This is a genomic window from Xylophilus sp., assembly GCA_009914555.1.
Lineage (GTDB): Bacteria > Pseudomonadota > Gammaproteobacteria > Burkholderiales > Burkholderiaceae_C > WNDY01.
Genome location: WNDY01000001.1, coordinates 123424 through 139257, shown reverse-complemented (window position 1 = coordinate 139257; position 15834 = coordinate 123424). Strand labels below are relative to the sequence as shown.

General features: G+C 72.1%; 15 protein-coding genes. 3 read left to right on the top strand and 12 right to left on the bottom strand.

The genetic code is table 11. The features are described 5' to 3' along the window. Positions 1–58 precede the first annotated feature (58 nt). Positions 59–535, top strand: coding sequence for an Lrp/AsnC family transcriptional regulator (locus GAK38_RS00685; protein WP_325340523.1), 477 nt, complete (start codon positions 59–61; stop codon positions 533–535). A gap of 59 nt (positions 536–594) precedes the next feature. Here the strand turns inward: GAK38_RS00685 and GAK38_RS00680 are convergent, their stop codons facing one another. Genes GAK38_RS00680 through dacB form a run of 4 tightly spaced genes read right to left on the bottom strand, consistent with a single transcriptional unit; the run spans position 595 to position 3719 of the window. Further along, positions 595–1713 (bottom strand): SGNH/GDSL hydrolase family protein, encoded by a 1119-nt coding sequence (locus GAK38_RS00680; RefSeq protein WP_325340521.1) that lies wholly within the window; start codon positions 1711–1713, stop codon positions 595–597. Next, complete coding sequence (locus GAK38_RS00675) at positions 1710–2081, bottom strand: BrnA antitoxin family protein (RefSeq protein WP_325340519.1); 372 nt, start codon at positions 2079–2081, stop codon at positions 1710–1712. Before GAK38_RS00675 ends, GAK38_RS00680 begins: the two co-directional genes overlap by 4 nt. After that, complete coding sequence (locus GAK38_RS00670) at positions 2071–2238, bottom strand: hypothetical protein (protein ID WP_325340518.1); 168 nt, start codon at positions 2236–2238, stop codon at positions 2071–2073. Before GAK38_RS00670 ends, GAK38_RS00675 begins: the two co-directional genes overlap by 11 nt. A 20-nt stretch (positions 2239–2258) precedes the next feature. Further along, on the bottom strand, positions 2259–3719 hold the full coding sequence (gene dacB, locus GAK38_RS00665; protein WP_325340516.1) for a D-alanyl-D-alanine carboxypeptidase/D-alanyl-D-alanine endopeptidase: 1461 nt from the start codon (positions 3717–3719) through the stop codon (positions 2259–2261). Between the two features lie 69 nt (positions 3720–3788). Between dacB and tsaB the strand changes: the two genes are divergently transcribed. After that, entirely contained in the window at positions 3789–4463 is a 675-nt protein-coding gene (tsaB, locus tag GAK38_RS00660) for a tRNA (adenosine(37)-N6)-threonylcarbamoyltransferase complex dimerization subunit type 1 TsaB (RefSeq protein ID WP_325340879.1), read from the top strand. Between the two features lie 261 nt (positions 4464–4724). Beyond that, positions 4725–5801 carry an alpha/beta hydrolase gene (locus GAK38_RS00655; RefSeq protein WP_325340514.1) on the top strand — a complete coding sequence of 359 codons (1077 nt, stop codon included), beginning with the start codon at positions 4725–4727 and terminating at the stop codon, positions 5799–5801. Between the two features lie 21 nt (positions 5802–5822). On the opposite strand, the gene GAK38_RS00650 is transcribed toward GAK38_RS00655, so the two are convergent. From GAK38_RS00650 to GAK38_RS00615, 8 genes are all read right to left on the bottom strand, one after another. Continuing rightward, positions 5823–6191: a RidA family protein gene (locus tag GAK38_RS00650; RefSeq protein ID WP_325340512.1), complete on the bottom strand. Its 369-nt coding sequence runs from the start codon at positions 6189–6191 to the stop codon at positions 5823–5825. A 25-nt stretch (positions 6192–6216) separates the two neighbouring features. Further along, positions 6217–7671, bottom strand: a complete 1455-nt coding sequence (locus GAK38_RS00645; protein ID WP_325340510.1) for an N-acyl-D-amino-acid deacylase family protein — start codon at positions 7669–7671, stop codon at positions 6217–6219. Positions 7672–7693: 22 nt separating this feature from the next. Further along, on the bottom strand, positions 7694–8989 hold the full coding sequence (locus GAK38_RS00640) for a D-amino acid dehydrogenase (protein WP_325340508.1): 1296 nt from the start codon (positions 8987–8989) through the stop codon (positions 7694–7696). 11 nt (positions 8990–9000) lie between these two features. Beyond that, the gene (locus tag GAK38_RS00635) at positions 9001–9966 is read right to left on the bottom strand and encodes a Bug family tripartite tricarboxylate transporter substrate binding protein (RefSeq protein ID WP_325340506.1); all 966 of its coding nucleotides are present in this window, start codon (positions 9964–9966) and stop codon (positions 9001–9003) included. A gap of 136 nt (positions 9967–10102) precedes the next feature. Then, positions 10103–10987, bottom strand: a complete 885-nt coding sequence (locus GAK38_RS00630) for a LysR family transcriptional regulator (protein WP_325340504.1) — start codon at positions 10985–10987, stop codon at positions 10103–10105. A 213-nt stretch (positions 10988–11200) separates the two neighbouring features. After that, the gene (locus tag GAK38_RS00625; RefSeq protein ID WP_325340503.1) at positions 11201–12649 is read right to left on the bottom strand and encodes a M81 family metallopeptidase; all 1449 of its coding nucleotides are present in this window, start codon (positions 12647–12649) and stop codon (positions 11201–11203) included. 129 nt (positions 12650–12778) lie between these two features. After that, positions 12779–13744 (bottom strand): Bug family tripartite tricarboxylate transporter substrate binding protein, encoded by a 966-nt coding sequence (locus GAK38_RS00620; RefSeq protein ID WP_325340501.1) that lies wholly within the window; start codon positions 13742–13744, stop codon positions 12779–12781. A gap of 134 nt (positions 13745–13878) precedes the next feature. Then, positions 13879–15723, bottom strand: a complete 1845-nt coding sequence (locus tag GAK38_RS00615; RefSeq protein ID WP_325340500.1) for an amidase family protein — start codon at positions 15721–15723, stop codon at positions 13879–13881. Positions 15724–15834 lie beyond the last annotated feature (111 nt).

Genomic DNA, 15834 nt, shown 5'->3' with positions numbered 1-15834 from the left:
CTTTCTTTGCCTGCCGAAGGGCATTCTGGGAAAGAATCTTGCCAAAACGGAGATGCAAATGGACGAACTCGACCGCTACGACATCGCGATCCTGCGCGCGCTGCAGGCCGACGGCCGCCTCAGCAACGCCGAGCTGGCCCAGCGCGTGGGCCTGTCGGCCGCGCCTTGCTGGCGCCGCGTGCGGGCGCTGGAGACGTCGGGCTTCATCACCGGCTACCGGGCCGAGATCGACCGCCGCCGCATCGGCCTGGGCGTGCTGGCCTTCGTGCGCATCGACGCCGAGCGCAACACCGGCGACGCCACCCGCGCGCTGGAGGAGGCCCTCCGCGCGCTGCCCGAGGTGATCGGCTGCCACTACATCAGCGGCGCCGGCACCTTCGAGCTGCAGGTCGTGGCGCCGGACCTGGACAGCTTCTCGCGCTTCGCGCTCGGGCAGCTCATGAACCTGCCGAACGTCGGCGACATCCACACGAGCTTCTCGCTCGGCGAGGTCAAGGGCGCCACGGCGCTGCCGCTCGGGCATCTCGAAAAGTAGGGGGTATAGCTCTATAGTCCTTTCATATCAGGCGCCATGAAGCTATCCCCATAGGGGTATCATTTCCAGCCGGCCTGCTGCAGCGTCCGCTCCACCAGCTCGCCGAGCAGCTGATGACCATACGGCGTCGGATGGAAGCTGTCGGAAAAAGCAAAGCTCTTCCACCAGTCCGCGCCGCCGCCCGCGCCGGCCGGCGGCGTCCGGGCCGAGAGCGCCGCAGCGGTGCAGGCCGGAAGGCTGTAGACCGGCAGCCCGTCGCCGCCGGTGCCGGTGGCCGGGCAGGCGGCATCGGTCGCGTTGGTCAGCCCGTAGGCCGCGGGGCTGGCGGCCTGGGCATCGAGCGCGGCATGGAAGTCGGCGATCCGCACCCGGGCGCTGCCGGCAAAGCGCGCCGCGAGCTCGGCGTTGAACGCATCGACCCAGGCATCGGCCAGGGCTTGGACCCGGGCGCTCGCCGCGCCGCCGGCGCTGGCGGCGACGGCCGCCAGCAGCTGGCGCACGCGCGGCGTGCGAGTGATGGCCGGCATGTTCAGCACCACCACGCGCTGCGCCCCGGCGCCGGCCACGCCTGTCTGGATCGCCGCGGCGAACCGGGCCGCCAGCGCCTTCATGTAGGCCGTGCCCAGCGCGCCCGCGGCCTGCGGGCCGCCAGCGAGCCCGGCGTCCACGGCGGCCGGGTCGAGCAGGGAGCCGAGCAGGCTGCCATAGCTCGCGCCCGCATCGCCCGACACGCGCAGGTAGGCGCCGAGCAGGTCGGCCGCATCGTTGCCTCCGCCGTCGATGAGCACCAGGTCGCCGCTGCCGAAGCCGCGCGCGCGGGCCGCGTCGATCTGCTGGAGGATCGCGGTCGGCGCGGCCGGCGCCGAAGGGTTGTTGATGCGCCCGCCGCCGACCGCATGGCTGGTACAGGCCGCCTCCGTGTCGAACGCGGTACCGGCAAAGCGGTAGTACGGACACAGCAGCAGTCCATAGCCGGCGGCCACCCGCTCGGGCCAGATGGCGGTGGAGCCGCTGCCGGTGGCCGCCGTGCCCTGCACCGTGAACTTGTAGCCGAAGGTGCCGCTGTCGGCCAGGCTGTCGCCGATCACCTTGACCGAGGAGACCGGCGGCAGGGACGGCGATCCGCCACCCCCACCACAGGCGGCGGCGAGGCAGGCGGCGGCGAGGAGCGCGATCATCGCAGGGCGGAGCGGACGGGCATGGCGGGCGGTCTCCGCGGAGTGTCGCGCGATCGTAGGCCTCGCCCCGCCCGGCGCTGCTGGAGCCGACCCGCAGCCAGGTCCGCCTTCAATGCCTCGTGGACCCGCGTCTGCCAGCCCGGGCCGCTGTTGCGCAGGGCATCCACGAGTTCGCTGTCGAGCCGGATCGCCACCTGCGTCTTGGTGCCGGAGCCGGCCGGGCGGCCGCGCTTGGCGCGGCAGGCCGCGATGCCGGCGCGCAGCTCCTCCTGCATCGCAGGGCGGTCGTCCTCGTCGACGCCGTGCCAGACGGGGTCCCGCTCCGGCGGCAGGGCCCGAACGGCTTCCAGCACCTGTTTACCTGCCATCGAATTCGTTTTCGAGCCAGGCATCGCAGAGTTCCTTTTCCTGTCTGCTTGCGTGCCGGAAGCCGATCACGCGCGCTGCACCGCCGCGCCCGGCATGCGCCACCGTCAGCACGGCGAGAAAGCCGAGTGCGCAGGAAATCGACACGGCCCGAGGCATCGCGAATGATTGTGGATGCATTAATTCGCAGTGTCGCTGCCGACCCAATCGACCAGCGCGTCGAACACCGGCCGCAGTCCGTTGGCGTTCGGATGGTTCACGATCGCGACCACCACGTAGCGCCGGCCGCTGGCCGCGTGCACGTAGCCGGCAATCGCCGCGGCGTCGCGCAGGCTGCCGGTCTTGAGGTGGGCCGCGCCGCTCCAGCGGGCCTGGCTGCGCTTGAGGGTGCCGTCCACGCCGGCGATCGGCAGCGAGGCGATCAGCTCCGGCATGGCGGGCGTTGCCCAAGCCACCTGCAGCATGCGGCCCAGCGCGGCCGGCGCCACCTGCGCGTCCCGGCTCAGGCCGGCGCCGTTGTCGATCAACGGCACCGGCAGGTCGGCCGCGATGCGGCTGCGCCACCACTGGGCCAGCACCTCGCGCGAGGCGTCGAAGCTGCCGGTGCCGCGCGCCTGCAGGCTCAGCGTGAGGAACAGCTGCTGCGCCATCACGTTGTTGCTGAACTTGTTGATGTCGCGGATCACCTCGGCCAGCGGCGGCGACGCGGCCGTGAAGACCGGCTGCAGCCCGGCCGGCACGCGGCCGTCGCGCACGCGGCCGCGCAGCTCGCCGCCGGTCTGGCGCCACAGGCCTTCAATGGCGCGGGCGGCGAAGGTGTCGGGCGCGGGCGGCGCGATCGGCCAGGCGCGCTCGCCGCAGGCGGCCGGGTAGCTGCCGGCGAAGCCGATGCGCGCCGGGTCGGCCAGGCTGGCCTGCAGCTGGCCGCGCCAGTCGCCGCAGGCCTCGGCCGACAGCGGCACGGCCGCGGGCGCGGCCAGGCCGGCCAGCGGCGGCTCGACCGACACCCGGGCCACGCCGGCCGCGCGGTCGGGGATGAAGTCGAGGACCAGCGAGCGGTAGTTGACCAGCAGCGCATCGGGCGCGGCGTTGTAGGGCTTGAACGGCTCGCCGTCGAAGCCGGCGGGGTCGTGCGGCGGCAGGCTGAAGGCGCTGCGGTCGAGCACGATGTCGCCCGCGATCGTGCGGATGCCCTGCGCCTGAAGGCGGCGCAGCAGCAGCCACAGCCGCTCCAGCACCAGCTTGGGATCGCCGCGGCCCTGGATGTAGACGTTGCCCTGCAGCACGCCGCCGGACACCGGGCCGTCGACGTACACCGGGGTGTTCCACACGTAGGCCGGCCCGAGCAGGTCCAGCCCGGCATAGGTGGTGACCAGCTTCATCACCGAGGCCGGGTTGGCCGGCACCTGGGCGCGCCAGGCCAGGCGCGGCGCGGCGCGCGGGCCGGCCTGCGCATCGGCGACCCAGACGGAGAGCGCCTCGCGCGGCAGCCGGGCGCGGGCGAGCGCGGCTTCGACCTCGGGCGGCAGCGCCGCCGTCTGGGCCTGCGCCGGCTGCCAGCCGGCAGTCCACAGAGGCAGGAGAAAAAGAGCGTGGAGGCAGGCAGCCCGCAGGCGCCGCGCGAGGGTGGGCGATGGCATGCGCGCGAGTGTAGGGGCCGGGCCGCGGCCGATAATCGGCCGATGTCCGACGTTCCCCCGCCGCCCCGCCTGCGCCTGCTCGCCTTCGACACCAGCACGGAGCGGCTGTCGATCGCCGCCGTCGGCCCCGACGGCGTGGTCCACGGCCATGCAGGCGCCGGCGGCGCCCAGGCCTCGGCCCAGCTGCTGCCGGCCATCCGCGCCGTGCTGGCGCAGGCGGGGCTTGCGCTGCACGAGTTGGACGCCATCGCCTTCGGCCGCGGGCCCGGCTCGTTCACCGGCCTGCGCACCGCCTGTGCCGTGGCCCAGGGCCTGGCCTGGGGCGCCGGGCGGCTGGTGCTGCCCATCGACACGCTGCTGGCGGTGGCCGAGGATGCACGGCTGCGCCACGGTACGACCCGGGTGGTGGCCGCGCTCGACGCCCGCATGGACGAGGTCTACACCGCCCGCTACGCCTGGGACGACGCCGCCTGGCGCACCGAAGGCCCGTTCGCCCTGCTGGCGCCCGAGGCCGTGGCGGCGCCGGCCGGCTATACGCTGGCCGGCACGGCGCGCGCCGCCTATGGCGACCGCCTGGCGCCCGGTGCGCCGGGCGTGCCGGCCCTGCCCACGGCCGACGCGATGCTGCGCCTGGCCCCGGCACTGCTCGCCGCCGGCGGCGCGGTGCGCGCGCAGGACGCGCTGCCGCTCTACCTGCGCGACAAGGTGGCCGAGACGACGGCGGAGCGGCTGGCGAAAAAGTAGCGGCGCATCCGCAACGCCGCTGCGGCCTCGGGGCCGCAGCCGCAGCAGCCCCGGACGACTGCGACGGGAGCGGAGGGGCGGACGGGGAGGACATGGGATTCCGCGCGGTGTGTGCTGCAAATGATGAGAAGCATTCGTACGATCCACAGCCGGGCCGGAGTTGCCGGACTACGCCGATGTCGGCAGTGGCCGACACACGCCGCGCGGGATGCCGGCCAGAGTGCGCCATCGCCTTTCCCATCCGCTCCAAAGGAACATCCCATGGCCTTGACCACCAGCACTGCCGACGATGCCCGCAACCACGCCCGCGCCCCTGGCGGCGACCCGAACCCGGTGGTCAACGCCATCGCCAACACCGTCACCGGCCTGCGTGCCGACGACGACATGGCCGAGCTGCTGAAGGTGTTCGACAGCTTGGAGCCCCAGGCCATCGAGAAGCTCGATCCGGCCAACGCCCGCCGGCAGCCGACCATCGCCGACGCGGTGAAGGCGCTGCTCCAGCGGCAGCACCGTCCGACCGACCCCGAAGCCCTGGTGCCCGGCGTGACCAGCCGCGACACCACCATCACCGCCTCGCGCGGCACGGTGCTGCCGGTGCGCATCTACACGCCCTCGGGCCACGGGCCCTTCCCGGTCGTGGTGTTCTTCCACGGCGGCGGCTGGGTGATCGCGGACAAGGACGTCTACGACGGCGGCGCCCGCGGCATCGCCAAGGAGGCCCAGGCCATCGTCGTCTCGGTCGACTACCGGCAGGCGCCGGAGCACAAGTTCCCCGCCGCCTGGGACGACGCGGCCGACGCCTACGCCTGGACCGCGGCCCATGCGGCTGAACTCGGCGGCGACCCGGCGCGCGTGGCGCTGGCCGGCGAGAGCGCCGGCGGCAACCTGGCGGTGGCCACGGCGATCGCCGCGCGCGACGCCGGCCTGCCCACGCCGGCCCACGTGCTCACCGTCTATCCCGTGGCGCAGACCAGCCTGTACACCGAATCGGAGCTGGCCAACGCCGTGGTCAAGCCGCTGAACCGGCCGATGGTGAAGTGGTTCGTCGAGCACCTGATCCGCTCGGAGGACGACCTGAAGGACCCGCGCCTCCAGCTCATCGAGGCCGACTTGGCCGGCCTGCCGCCGGTGACCATCATCAACGCCCACATCGACCCGCTGCGCAGCGACGGCGCCAAGCTGGAGGACGCACTGCGCCGCGCCGGCGTGCCGGTGGAGCGGCGCGACTACGACGGCGCGACGCACGAGTTCTTCGGCGCCGCGCCGGTGGTGGAGAAGGCGCGCCAGGCACAGGCGTTCGCCGGCGAGCGGCTGCGCGCCGCGTTCGGCGCGGTCTGACCGCCGCGGAGGCGGGTGTCCTCAGCCGACCCAGGCCTGGACTTCCACCTCCACCCTGGCCGCGCGGTTCAGCACGGCCTGCACCGTAGACCGGGCCGGCAGGTGCTCGCCGAAATAGCGGGCATATTTTTCGTTGAACGCGGCGAAGTCGCCGAGGTCGGCCAGCCAGACGGTGGTCCGCACGACATCGGTGCGACCGGCTCCGAGCTCGGCGAGCGCCGTATCGATCTGCTGCAACACCGCCCGGGTTTCGACGCGGATTTCGCCTGTGACGGGTCGCCCCTCGGCATCCGCCGGCAGCACGCCGGACAGGAACACAAAGCCGCCCGCCTTCACGGCGCGCGACAGCGGCAGCGGCTTGGCGCTGGGGTAGCGAATGATGGAAGCCATGGTCGATGCAAAGTCAGAAATGGGATCAGAGGACCGGCGTGCGGCGCAGCACCTGGCCGCTGCGCGCCCGGGTGTGCGTGCCGTGCAGGTAGGCGACGACGCCGTTGACCACCACTGCGTCGATGCCCTCGGCGGGTGCGACCGGGTTGTCATAGTCGGCCACGTCGCGCACCGTCTGGGCATCGAAGACGGTGATGTCCGCACGATGCCCTTCGGTAATCGCGCCGCGGCCTTCCAGGCCAAAGACCTGTGCGGTCAGCCCGGTCATCTTCCACACGGCCGTCTCCAGGGGAAACAGGCCGATGTCGCGGCTGTAGCGGCCCAGCACGCGCGGGAACGTGCCCCACAGCCGCGGATGGGGCCGCTCGCCGGTGGGGATGCCGTCGGAGCCGACCATCGTGGGCTCGAAGGCCAGGATGCGCTGAACGTCGGCCTCGTCCATGCTGTAGTAGATGGCGCTGGCCGGCTGCAGGCGCCGCGAGGCCTCGACCCGCGAGACGCCCCATGCGTCGGCGATGTCCTGCAGATCCTTCCCCTGAAGCTCGGGGTGTGCTTCGCTCGACGCGATGGTGATGCGGCCCTGCAGGCGTTCCTCGTCAAGGTGCAGCATGGTCGAACTGGCGGTGTAGGGGTAGCAGTCGAGGCTCACGCACTGGCAGCGCATCTCTTCCTCAATGCGCCGCAGCGTGGCCACCGATTTGCCGAAGTTGGCCTGCCGCATGTGCTTGTGGTGCGACAGCAGCACCGGTGTGCCGACCTCGCGGCCAATCTGGAAGGTTTCTTCCACCGCCTCCATGCACCGGTCGGCCTCGTTGCGGATGTGGGCCACGTAGAGCGCGCGCCGGGCGGCCAGCGGGCGCGAGACGGCGATCACCTCGTCCGTGGTCGCCGCGGCGGCCGGCGGGTAGTAGGTACCGGTGGACATGCCGACCGCGCCGGCGGCCAGCGCCTCTTCCAGCAGCGCGCGCATGGCGGCCGCCTCGTCCGGCGTGGCGGGCCGGTCCAGGTCGTCCATCACGATGGTCCGCAGGTTGGTGTGGCCCACCATCGGCACCACGTTGACCGCCGGCGGGAGCGCCTCCAGCGCGTCCAGATAGGCGCGGAAGGTGGTGAAGCGCCCACCGCCGCCGGCATCGAGCAGCTTCAGCGGCATCGGCAGCTCGGCGCCTGGACGCAGCGGCGCTGCGCTGATGCCGCAGTTGCCGGTGACCACGGTGGTGACGCCCTGCGATATCTTGAAGGGCACGTCCGGTTCGGAGATCAGCGCCTGGTCGTCGTGCGTGTGCGAATCGATGAAGCCGGGCGCGACGATCCGGCCGGTGGCGTCGATCGTCTGCGCGGCGGTGCAGCCGCGCAGGTCGCCGACCGCGGCGATGCGCCCGCCGCGGACCGCGACATCGGCCGCAAAGCGCGGACGGCGCGTACCGTCGATGACGGTGCCGCCGCGGATCAGGAGGTCGTAGTGGTTCGTCCCGGTCATTGCTTTCCTGTCCGATGAGGGGTCAGGCGGCGTCGAGCAGGTCCACCAGGCGGCGGGCCGATCCGAAAGCCAGGGTCAGGCCGAGTGCGCCGTGCCCGATGTTGAGGAAGACGTTGCGGCGCGGCGAGGGGCCGACGATCGGCACCGAGGTCGGCGTCGCAGGCCGCAGGCCGGCCCAGGGTTCCACGGCGTCGAGGTCTACCGCGCTGCCGAAAGCCTGCCGCGTATGGTCCGAGAGTTCCCGGATGCGGCGCGCATCGACGCGGGCGTCGTACCCACCGATCTCGGCCACGCCGGCCACGCGCAGCCGCGCGCCGATGCGCGCGTACACCACCTTCCTGCCGGCGTCGGTCACGCTCACGTGTGGCGCGCCGCAGGGCTCCCGGACCGGCACGGTGATGCTGTAGCCCTTGAGCGGATAGACCGGCACCGGAAAGCCGAGCTGGCGCGCCATCGCGGCGCTGGCCGGCCCGGCGGCGATCACCAGGCCGTCGACTTCGCGCACGCCGGCGTCGGTGACCAGGTGGGTCACCTGGTCGCCGGTGCGCCGGAACTCCCGCACCGCGGTGCCGAGCACGATGTCCACGCCCTGCGCCTTCAGATGATGTTCCAGGTCCCGGCACAGCGCATGGCTGTCGATCGCGCATTCGCTGGGCGTATGGATGGCGCCCGCGATCTGTCCGCGCAGGCGCGCCAGCGCCGGTTCGATGCGCAGGCATTCGACCTCGCTCACGGCCGTCTGCAGCGGGCCGCAGGGCGCCTGCAGCGCGAGCTGTGCCCGGGCCTTGTGCAGTGCGGCATCGGTTGGCAGCAGCACCAGCTTGCCGTGGCGGCTGAAGCTCAGCGCTTCGGTGTCCGCATCCGCCAGCCAGAGGTCTGTCTCCTGGCGGCTCAGCGCGCCCAGCGCCAGCAGCGCCAGCGAACCGGCATGCGCACGCGATGCCCGGCAGGCCAGCAGGAACTGCAGCATCCAGCGCCACTGGGCGATGGAGGCGCGCGGCACGATCTTCAGCGGCGCGCTGCGGGCGAACAGCAGCTGCGGCAGCTCGGCCAGCAACCCGGGCTGGGCCAGCGGAGCCACATAGCCATAGGACAGCTGGCAGCCGTTGCCGAAGCTGGTGCCCCGGCCGACGTCGGACGCGGCGTCGAGCACCGTGACGGAGCGGCCCGAGCGCCGCAGCGCAGCGGCGGTGGTCAGCCCGACGATGCCGGCGCCGATGACGGTGACGTGGCCGAACCGGCCCGGGGGGTGCTGCGGGCCGGCCGTCCAGTAGCGCTTGGCCGATGGCGCCGCCCCGGTTGGGGAGAGTGCGGCCATGGCGCGGTCCATCAATCGACCTTGGCGCCGCTCTTGCGCACGATCTCGCCCCACTTCAAGCGCTCGGACTGGATCAGGCGGCGAAAGTCCTCGCTGCTGCCGCCCATGGGCATAAACGAAAGCTGGCCCAGCTGCGCGCGCACCTTCTGATCCTGGAGGATCGCATTGATCTCGCGGTTCAGGCGCGACACGATGTCGGCCGGCGTCTGCGGCGGAGCGACCAGGCCGCCCCAGGCCTGCATCTCGAAACCCTTGACACCCGACTCGTCGAGCGTCGGCACGTTCGGGAACTGGAGCGAGCGCTCCCTGGAGGTGATGGCGATCGCACGGACCTTGCCGCCAGCCACGGACGGTCCGACCGAGGCGACGTTGTCGAACAGGAACTGCACGTTGCCGCCCATCAGGTCGTTGATGGCCTGAGGCGCCCCTTTGTAGGGTACGTGCTGGCTGGCGATGCCCGTCATCGACTTGAACAGCTCGGCGCCCAGGTGTCCCGAGGTGCCGGTGCCGCCCGAGCCGAAGGAGGTGGAGTCGGGGTGTGCTTTGGCATAGTGGATCAGGTCGCCCGTGGTCTGGATCGGCAGGTCCTTGTTCACCACGAGCAGGCTGGCCGAACTGGCCAGGGCGACCACCGGCACGAGTTTGGCCGGTTCGTACGGCAGCCTGGAGAACAGGTGCTCGTTGGTGGCCAGGGTGGCGTTGTTGCCGTAGCCGATTGTGTAGCCGTCCGGCGCCGCGATACTGACCGCCTGCATGCCGATGTTGCCGGCCGCGCCCGGTCGGTTGTCGATGACGACGCTCTGGTCCAGCCGCTTGGCCAGCTCGTTGCCGAACAGGCGCATGAGAATGTCGGGGCTTCCGCCGGCGGCGGACGGCACCACGACGCGGATGGGGCGGTCCGGCCACGCGGCATGCGCGGCGGGCAGCACGCAGGCGAGCAGGGAGGCCAACAGCAGGCGGCGAGAGGTGGGCGTCATCACGGGTCCTGGATCGCTGGGAGAGGAAGGTCCTCGGTCCGGCGCAGTATCCGCAGCCTCTGCATGCCGCACCAGCGAAAAAAAACCGCTGCGGTAGTCGTGAAGGAATAGCGCGTCTGCCTTGCGCCTGGCGGCGTCAGCTGGCCGCGCCGAAGCGCTTTCGCAACGTGGCGACGAACGCGTCGAAAGCCTGGCTGCGCACCGAGGAGGACGCATGGATTGCCACGGCGTCTACCGCCACGACCGGCTCCAGCGGCCGTGCCGGCAGGTCCTGTGCCACCGCGCGGGCCGTCAGCTCGTCGACCAGCGCGAAGCCGAGGCCCTGGCGAGCCAGCGCAGCGGCAACATAGTAGGTCCGTGTCTCGATCGCCGGCGGTGGCATCGGCACCTGGAGCTGCTCGCAGACATCGCGGATCCGCTGGGCCAGCGGGTCGCTGCCGCCGATGCCGATCCAGGCGTTCATGTCCAGTTCGGCGAGCCGCACCGCGCCGGACTGCGGAGGGCAGCTCGGCGGCCCAAGATGCACCCCGCGGACCTGCCCCAGCCCGATGCGATCGAGCCCCTGCTTGAGCGGCATGTCGAAGCAGATGCCCAGGTCCACTTCGCGGGCGAAGACCTGCTCGGCCAGCGCATCGCCGTTGTTGGTGAGGATTTCGACCGACACGCCGGGGCAGCGCCGGCGGAAGGCGTCCACCGCGCCCGGCAGCAAACTCAGGCCCAGGCTGGGCAGGCAGCCGATGCGCAGATGGTCCTCGGGGTTGCGCTTGAGGTTGCGCGCCAGCCGCTGGACGTTCTCGGCCTGGGCGAACAGCAGGGTGGTCTGCGCGAACAGCTGTTCGGCCTCGCGCGTGCGCACCAGCCGGCCCTGCACCCGCTTGAACAACGTGAGCCCCAGGCTGTGCTCGGCCTGGGCCAGCGCCTTGCTGGCCGCGGACTGCGAGAGGTTCAGCAGATCGGCTGCGCCGCTGACCGAGCCGGACCGCATCACGGCATGGAAGATTTCGAGGTGGCGCAGACGCATGACAGGCTCAAGAGAACAGATCGGCATCCGGGCAGAGCATGCATGCGGCGTGCCCGGTCGCAGCCATTCTTTCCGCAATCGCGACGGGCGTGCACCCGGGATTGCCGGGGGACAGCGAGGCCCTCCGTCGTGTCAAGCGTGGTTGTGCGCTCCGGTGGAATGTGGCCCGGGCTCCGTCCTCGGACTTTCCGCGGGGGAAGCGGCGTGGCCGGCTCAGCCGCCGGTGATGGGCCACTTGGGCATGCGGGCCTTGCGGTACGGCAGCCGGTCGTAGCGCGGCGTGGCCGAGCCCGGCGCGCCCACGTAGAGCACGCGGGTGGATATCTGCGAGAACGAGGCGACGAAGTGCTGGGCCGACTTGACGACCACCACACGCTGGCCGGCGAGGTCGCAGCCCAGCCCGGTGAACACGTCCACGTTGAAGGCCTGCACCCGATGGGAGACCAGCACGCAGGAGATGCCGCCGAACTGCACCAGTGCGGCGTCGCCTGCCGGTACCGGCTCGCCGGACGGCCCGGTCATCACATGGGCGCGTCGGAGGGCCAGCACCCGGCAGTCCACGTCCAGAGGGTCGCCCGACATCGGGCTGATCTTGCCGCCGATGCGCAGGGCCAGGCGGGCGCCCTCTCCGGCCTCGAAAGCGATCTGCGCCGCGACCGGATCCCACAGCGGGCCCACGGCGACGCCGTCGATGCCGCGCTCCACCATGCGCCGCAGGATGAAGGTGGAGTCGCCCGACGCGCCGCTGCCGGGGTTGTCGGAGCGGTCAGCCAGGATGGCGGGTGTGGCGCCCGGCAGCAGCGCGGCGTCCAGCGCCTCGTCGATATCCAGATAGCGCACCCTCAGCTGCTCGCGCGCAGCTATCAGTTCCTCGGCCAGTCGCCGGGCGAGGGCCTGGGCAGCGGGGGCGTCGCCATCGGTGTAGACCAGCATCTTGGTGCCCATGTCGGGGACGTCGCCGGTGGCGAAACCCTGGATGGCGGACAGCGAGAGCACGCCGTCGTGGTTTTCCATGGCCAGGAGCCTGTCGGCGAACGAGCGGCCGGGATCGCGCGACGTGTGGATCGGTACCACCATGCCGGTGTCGGCCACGGCGGCCACCGGGCGGATCTCGCCCCGGTACGCGCGGGCGCACAGCTCCACCAGGTCCGCCGCGCGGGCCAGGATGTCGGTGTGCGGATACTCCTTGTAGGCCACCAGCACGGTGGCCTGCGCCACCATGGCCTCGCTCAGGTGGGCGTGCGGGTTTAGCTCGCAGCCGATGACGGCGCGGGACCCCGCGATCGCGCGCACGCGGGTGATGAGGTCGCCCTCGCAGTCGTCATAGCCGTCGGCCACCATGGCGCCGTGCAGGCCGAGCAGGACCACGTCCACCGGCAGCGACTTGCGCAGGTCCGACAGCAGCTCGTCGCGCAGCGACTCGTAGGCAGCGCGGGTCACCAGTCCGGAGGGCTGGGCGTTGGCGAACAGGCCTTCCAGCACCGTCCAGCCTTCCTTGGGCGCCCGTTCCCGGGCGACGAACAGGGGACCTGCGTAGCGCGACATGGCCGCCGGGTGCTGGCCGCCAGGGTGGTAGCCGGCGGAGCGGAATGAGTCCAGCCCGGTGGGCAGGGGTGAAAAGGTGTTAGTCTCGGTGCCGATGCCGGCGCAGAAAACGCGCATGTTCCGCTTCCTTTCTAGCGATGTCCTGTGGCGTGCACCGGCGCGCGATGCGCGGCGGCAGGCAGGCCGCTGGTGCCCGCGGTGCGGCAGTCTCCTCCCGCCGCCGGCTGTGCATGGCCAGGGACGCTTTCAGTCCACCTTGGCGCCGCTGCGCCGCACCACCTCGCCCCACTTGATCCGCTCGCTGGCGATCAGGCGCTGCAGGTCGGCAGGGCTGCCGCCGACGGCGTTGGTGCCCATCTTCTGCACCTGTGCGGCGAAAGCCGGGTCCTGCACGGCCTCGTTCACGATCCGATTGATGCGCTGCACGATCCCGGCCGGCGTGCCCGGCGGCGCCACGATGGCGCCCCAGGCCGACATCTCGAAGCCCTTGACGCCTGCCTCGTTCATGGTCGGCACATCGGGGAAGAGTGGGCTGCGCTCCCGGGTGGTGACGGCCAGCGCGCGCAGCTTGCCGCCTGCCACGTGCGGTCCCACCGACGACACGTTGTCGAACAGGAACTCCACCCGTCCGGCCATCAGGTCGTTGATGGCCTGCGGTGCGCCCTTGTAGGGGATGTGCTGGGCATCGATGCCGGCCATGTGTTTGAAAAGTTCCGCGCCCACGTGGCCCGAGGTGCCGGTGCCGCCGGAGCCGAAGGACATGGCGCCCGGCCTCTGCCTGGCCAGCTGGACCAGATCCTGTACCGTTTTCGCCGGGGAATCGTTGTTGACCACCAGCAGGCTGGCAGCGCGGGTGAGCTGCGCCACCGGAACCAGGCGGGCCGGGTCGTATGGCAGCTTGGAGAAGAGGAACTCGTTGGTGGCCAGCGTGGCGTTGTTGCCGTAGGCGATGGTGTAGCCGTCGGGCGTGGCTGTCGCCACGGCCTGCATGCCGATGTTGCCGGCCGCGCCCGGCCGGTTGTCGATGACGACGGGCTGTCCCAGCTTGGCGGCCAGCCGGTCGCCGAAGAGGCGCGCGGCGATGTCGGGCGCGCCGCCCGCGGCGGCCGGCACGATGAAGCGGATGGGGCGGTCGGGCCAGGCGGCATGCGCGGCGGGCAGCGTGAAGGCGAACAGGCAGGCCAGCAGCAGGCGGCGGGAAGTGGATGTCATCACAGGTCCTGGATCGCGGGAAGGGAGGTTCGTCGGTGCGTTGCAGTATTCCCGGCATGCATGCCGCGTGCCAGAGAAAAAAGGCGGCCGAGGTAGTCGCGGAGGAATAGCGCCCTGCCGCCAGTGCCGGCCGCTTACCGGGCGTTGTCGAACCGCACTGCAACCGCACCGCCGCCCAGCGGACGGGCGCGGGTGACGAGCTGCACGAACAGGTCGCCGCGTTCCAGCGCCTCGCGGTCGGCCGCGGTCAGCGGCAGCCGGTCCGCGGCGCGGTCGGCGCCGCCACGCAGCAGCACGGCCGACACGGCGGTCGGCTGTCCCTGCCGGCCGCGCTGGAGCACCAGCGCCACCACATCCGCGGCCGCGGGCCCCTCAATGCGCGCGCCATAGACCAGCGTGGCCGTCGGCGCGTCATAGCGCAGTTGCACAACGGCTCGGGCTTTATCGCCGGCGCGGGCGGTCAGCACAGCCTGCTGCGGCGCTGGCGCGCGGCCCCGCTCCAGCGGCGGCGTGCTGAAGGGCGCCTGGCGCGGATGGCGCTGCTGTTCCCAGGCGTAGGCATAGCCGAGCAGCTGCGGCTCGGTGAACGGTGCGCTCAGCAGCTCCAGGCCGGCCGGAGTGCCGCCGGGCACGAAGCCGGCGGGCAGCACGACCGCCGGCAGGCCGGTCGTGGCGCTGAGCTGGCAGGTCGCGCCGCGCTGGGGCTCGCCCAGCGGCGCAGGCCGCCGCTGCAGCGGCGGGTAGGCCAGCGCGTCCAGCTTCAGCCGGGCCAGCGTCGCCAGGATCTCCCGGCGCGCGGCCTCGCGCCGCTCCAGCGTCTGCCGGTACTCGGGCGTGTCGCGCTGCTGCGGCTGGTCGCGCAGGCGCAGCACCGCCTCCAGCTGCTGGTGGACCAAGCCGCTGTCGAGGATCTCGGTCAGCGAATGCAGGGGCGCCGTCGGCTGGGCCTGGAGGTAGTCCGCGAGCTGGAACTTGAACTCATGGGCGATGCTGCTGGTGTCGCGCAGCAACTCGTCGAGCTGCGGCAGATCGACCTCGGTGACCTCGGCGCCCAGCGCCTTCATCGCGTCGAGGGCGGCGCGCACCGCGGCGTTGACGTCGGCGTCCTCCGGATCGGTGCCGAACAGCTGCTTGAGCATGCCGATGCGGGCGCCGCGCAGGGCGTCGGGCCGCAGCCGGGCGCGGTAGCCCGGCTGCGCCTGCCCCGCAGCAGCACGGGTCGCGCCGTCCGCAGGATCGACGCCTGCCATCGCATCGAGCAGCAGCGCGGCATCGGCCGCCGACCGCGCAAGCGGCCCGGGGATGTCCTGCGACGACGACAGCGGAACCACGCCCGCGCGGCTGACCAGGCCCATGGTGGGCCGCACGCCGACCAGGTTCTGGTTGGCCGCGGGGATGCGGACCGAGCCGCAGGTGTCGGTGCCTACGCCAGCCGCCGCGAAGCTGGCGGCCACCGCCGCGGCGCTGCCGCCGCTGCTGCCGCCCGGCACGCGGCCCAGGTCATAGGGGTTGCGCGTGGCGCCGCTGAGGGACGAGACGGTGGTGATGCCGGCCGCGAGTTCGTGCAGTGCCGTCTTGCCGAGGATCACCGCGCCCGACTGGCGCAGCCGCTCGACCACCGTGGCATCGCGTGCCGGCTGCAGGGTGGCCAGGCCGAGCTTGCCGCCGCTGATCGGCATGTCGGCGGTGTCGAAGTTGTCCTTGACCAGCACGGGGATGCCATGCAGCGGGCCGCGGGGGCCGCGCTCTGCGCGTTCGCGGTCGAGCGCCCGGGCATCGTCGAGGGCGTGGGGGTTGAGCGTCAGCACGGCGTTCAGCGCAGGTCCGGCCCGGTCGTAGGCGCGGATGCGGTCCAGGTAGGCCTGGACCAGCGCCTGTGAGGTGACCTGGCCGGCGGCCTGCGCCGCCTGGAGCTCGTCGATCGATTTCTCGTGCACCTCGAAAGGCATCGCCGCTGCCGCATACAGGGCATGCAGCATGAACGACGTGCCCAGAATGAATCGGTGGACGGGCCGTCCGGATGTGCCGCGCATGGGCATGTTGCTGCTCCTCGATGGTGGTTCTGCGCCGCCTCTGCCGGACGGCGGCGC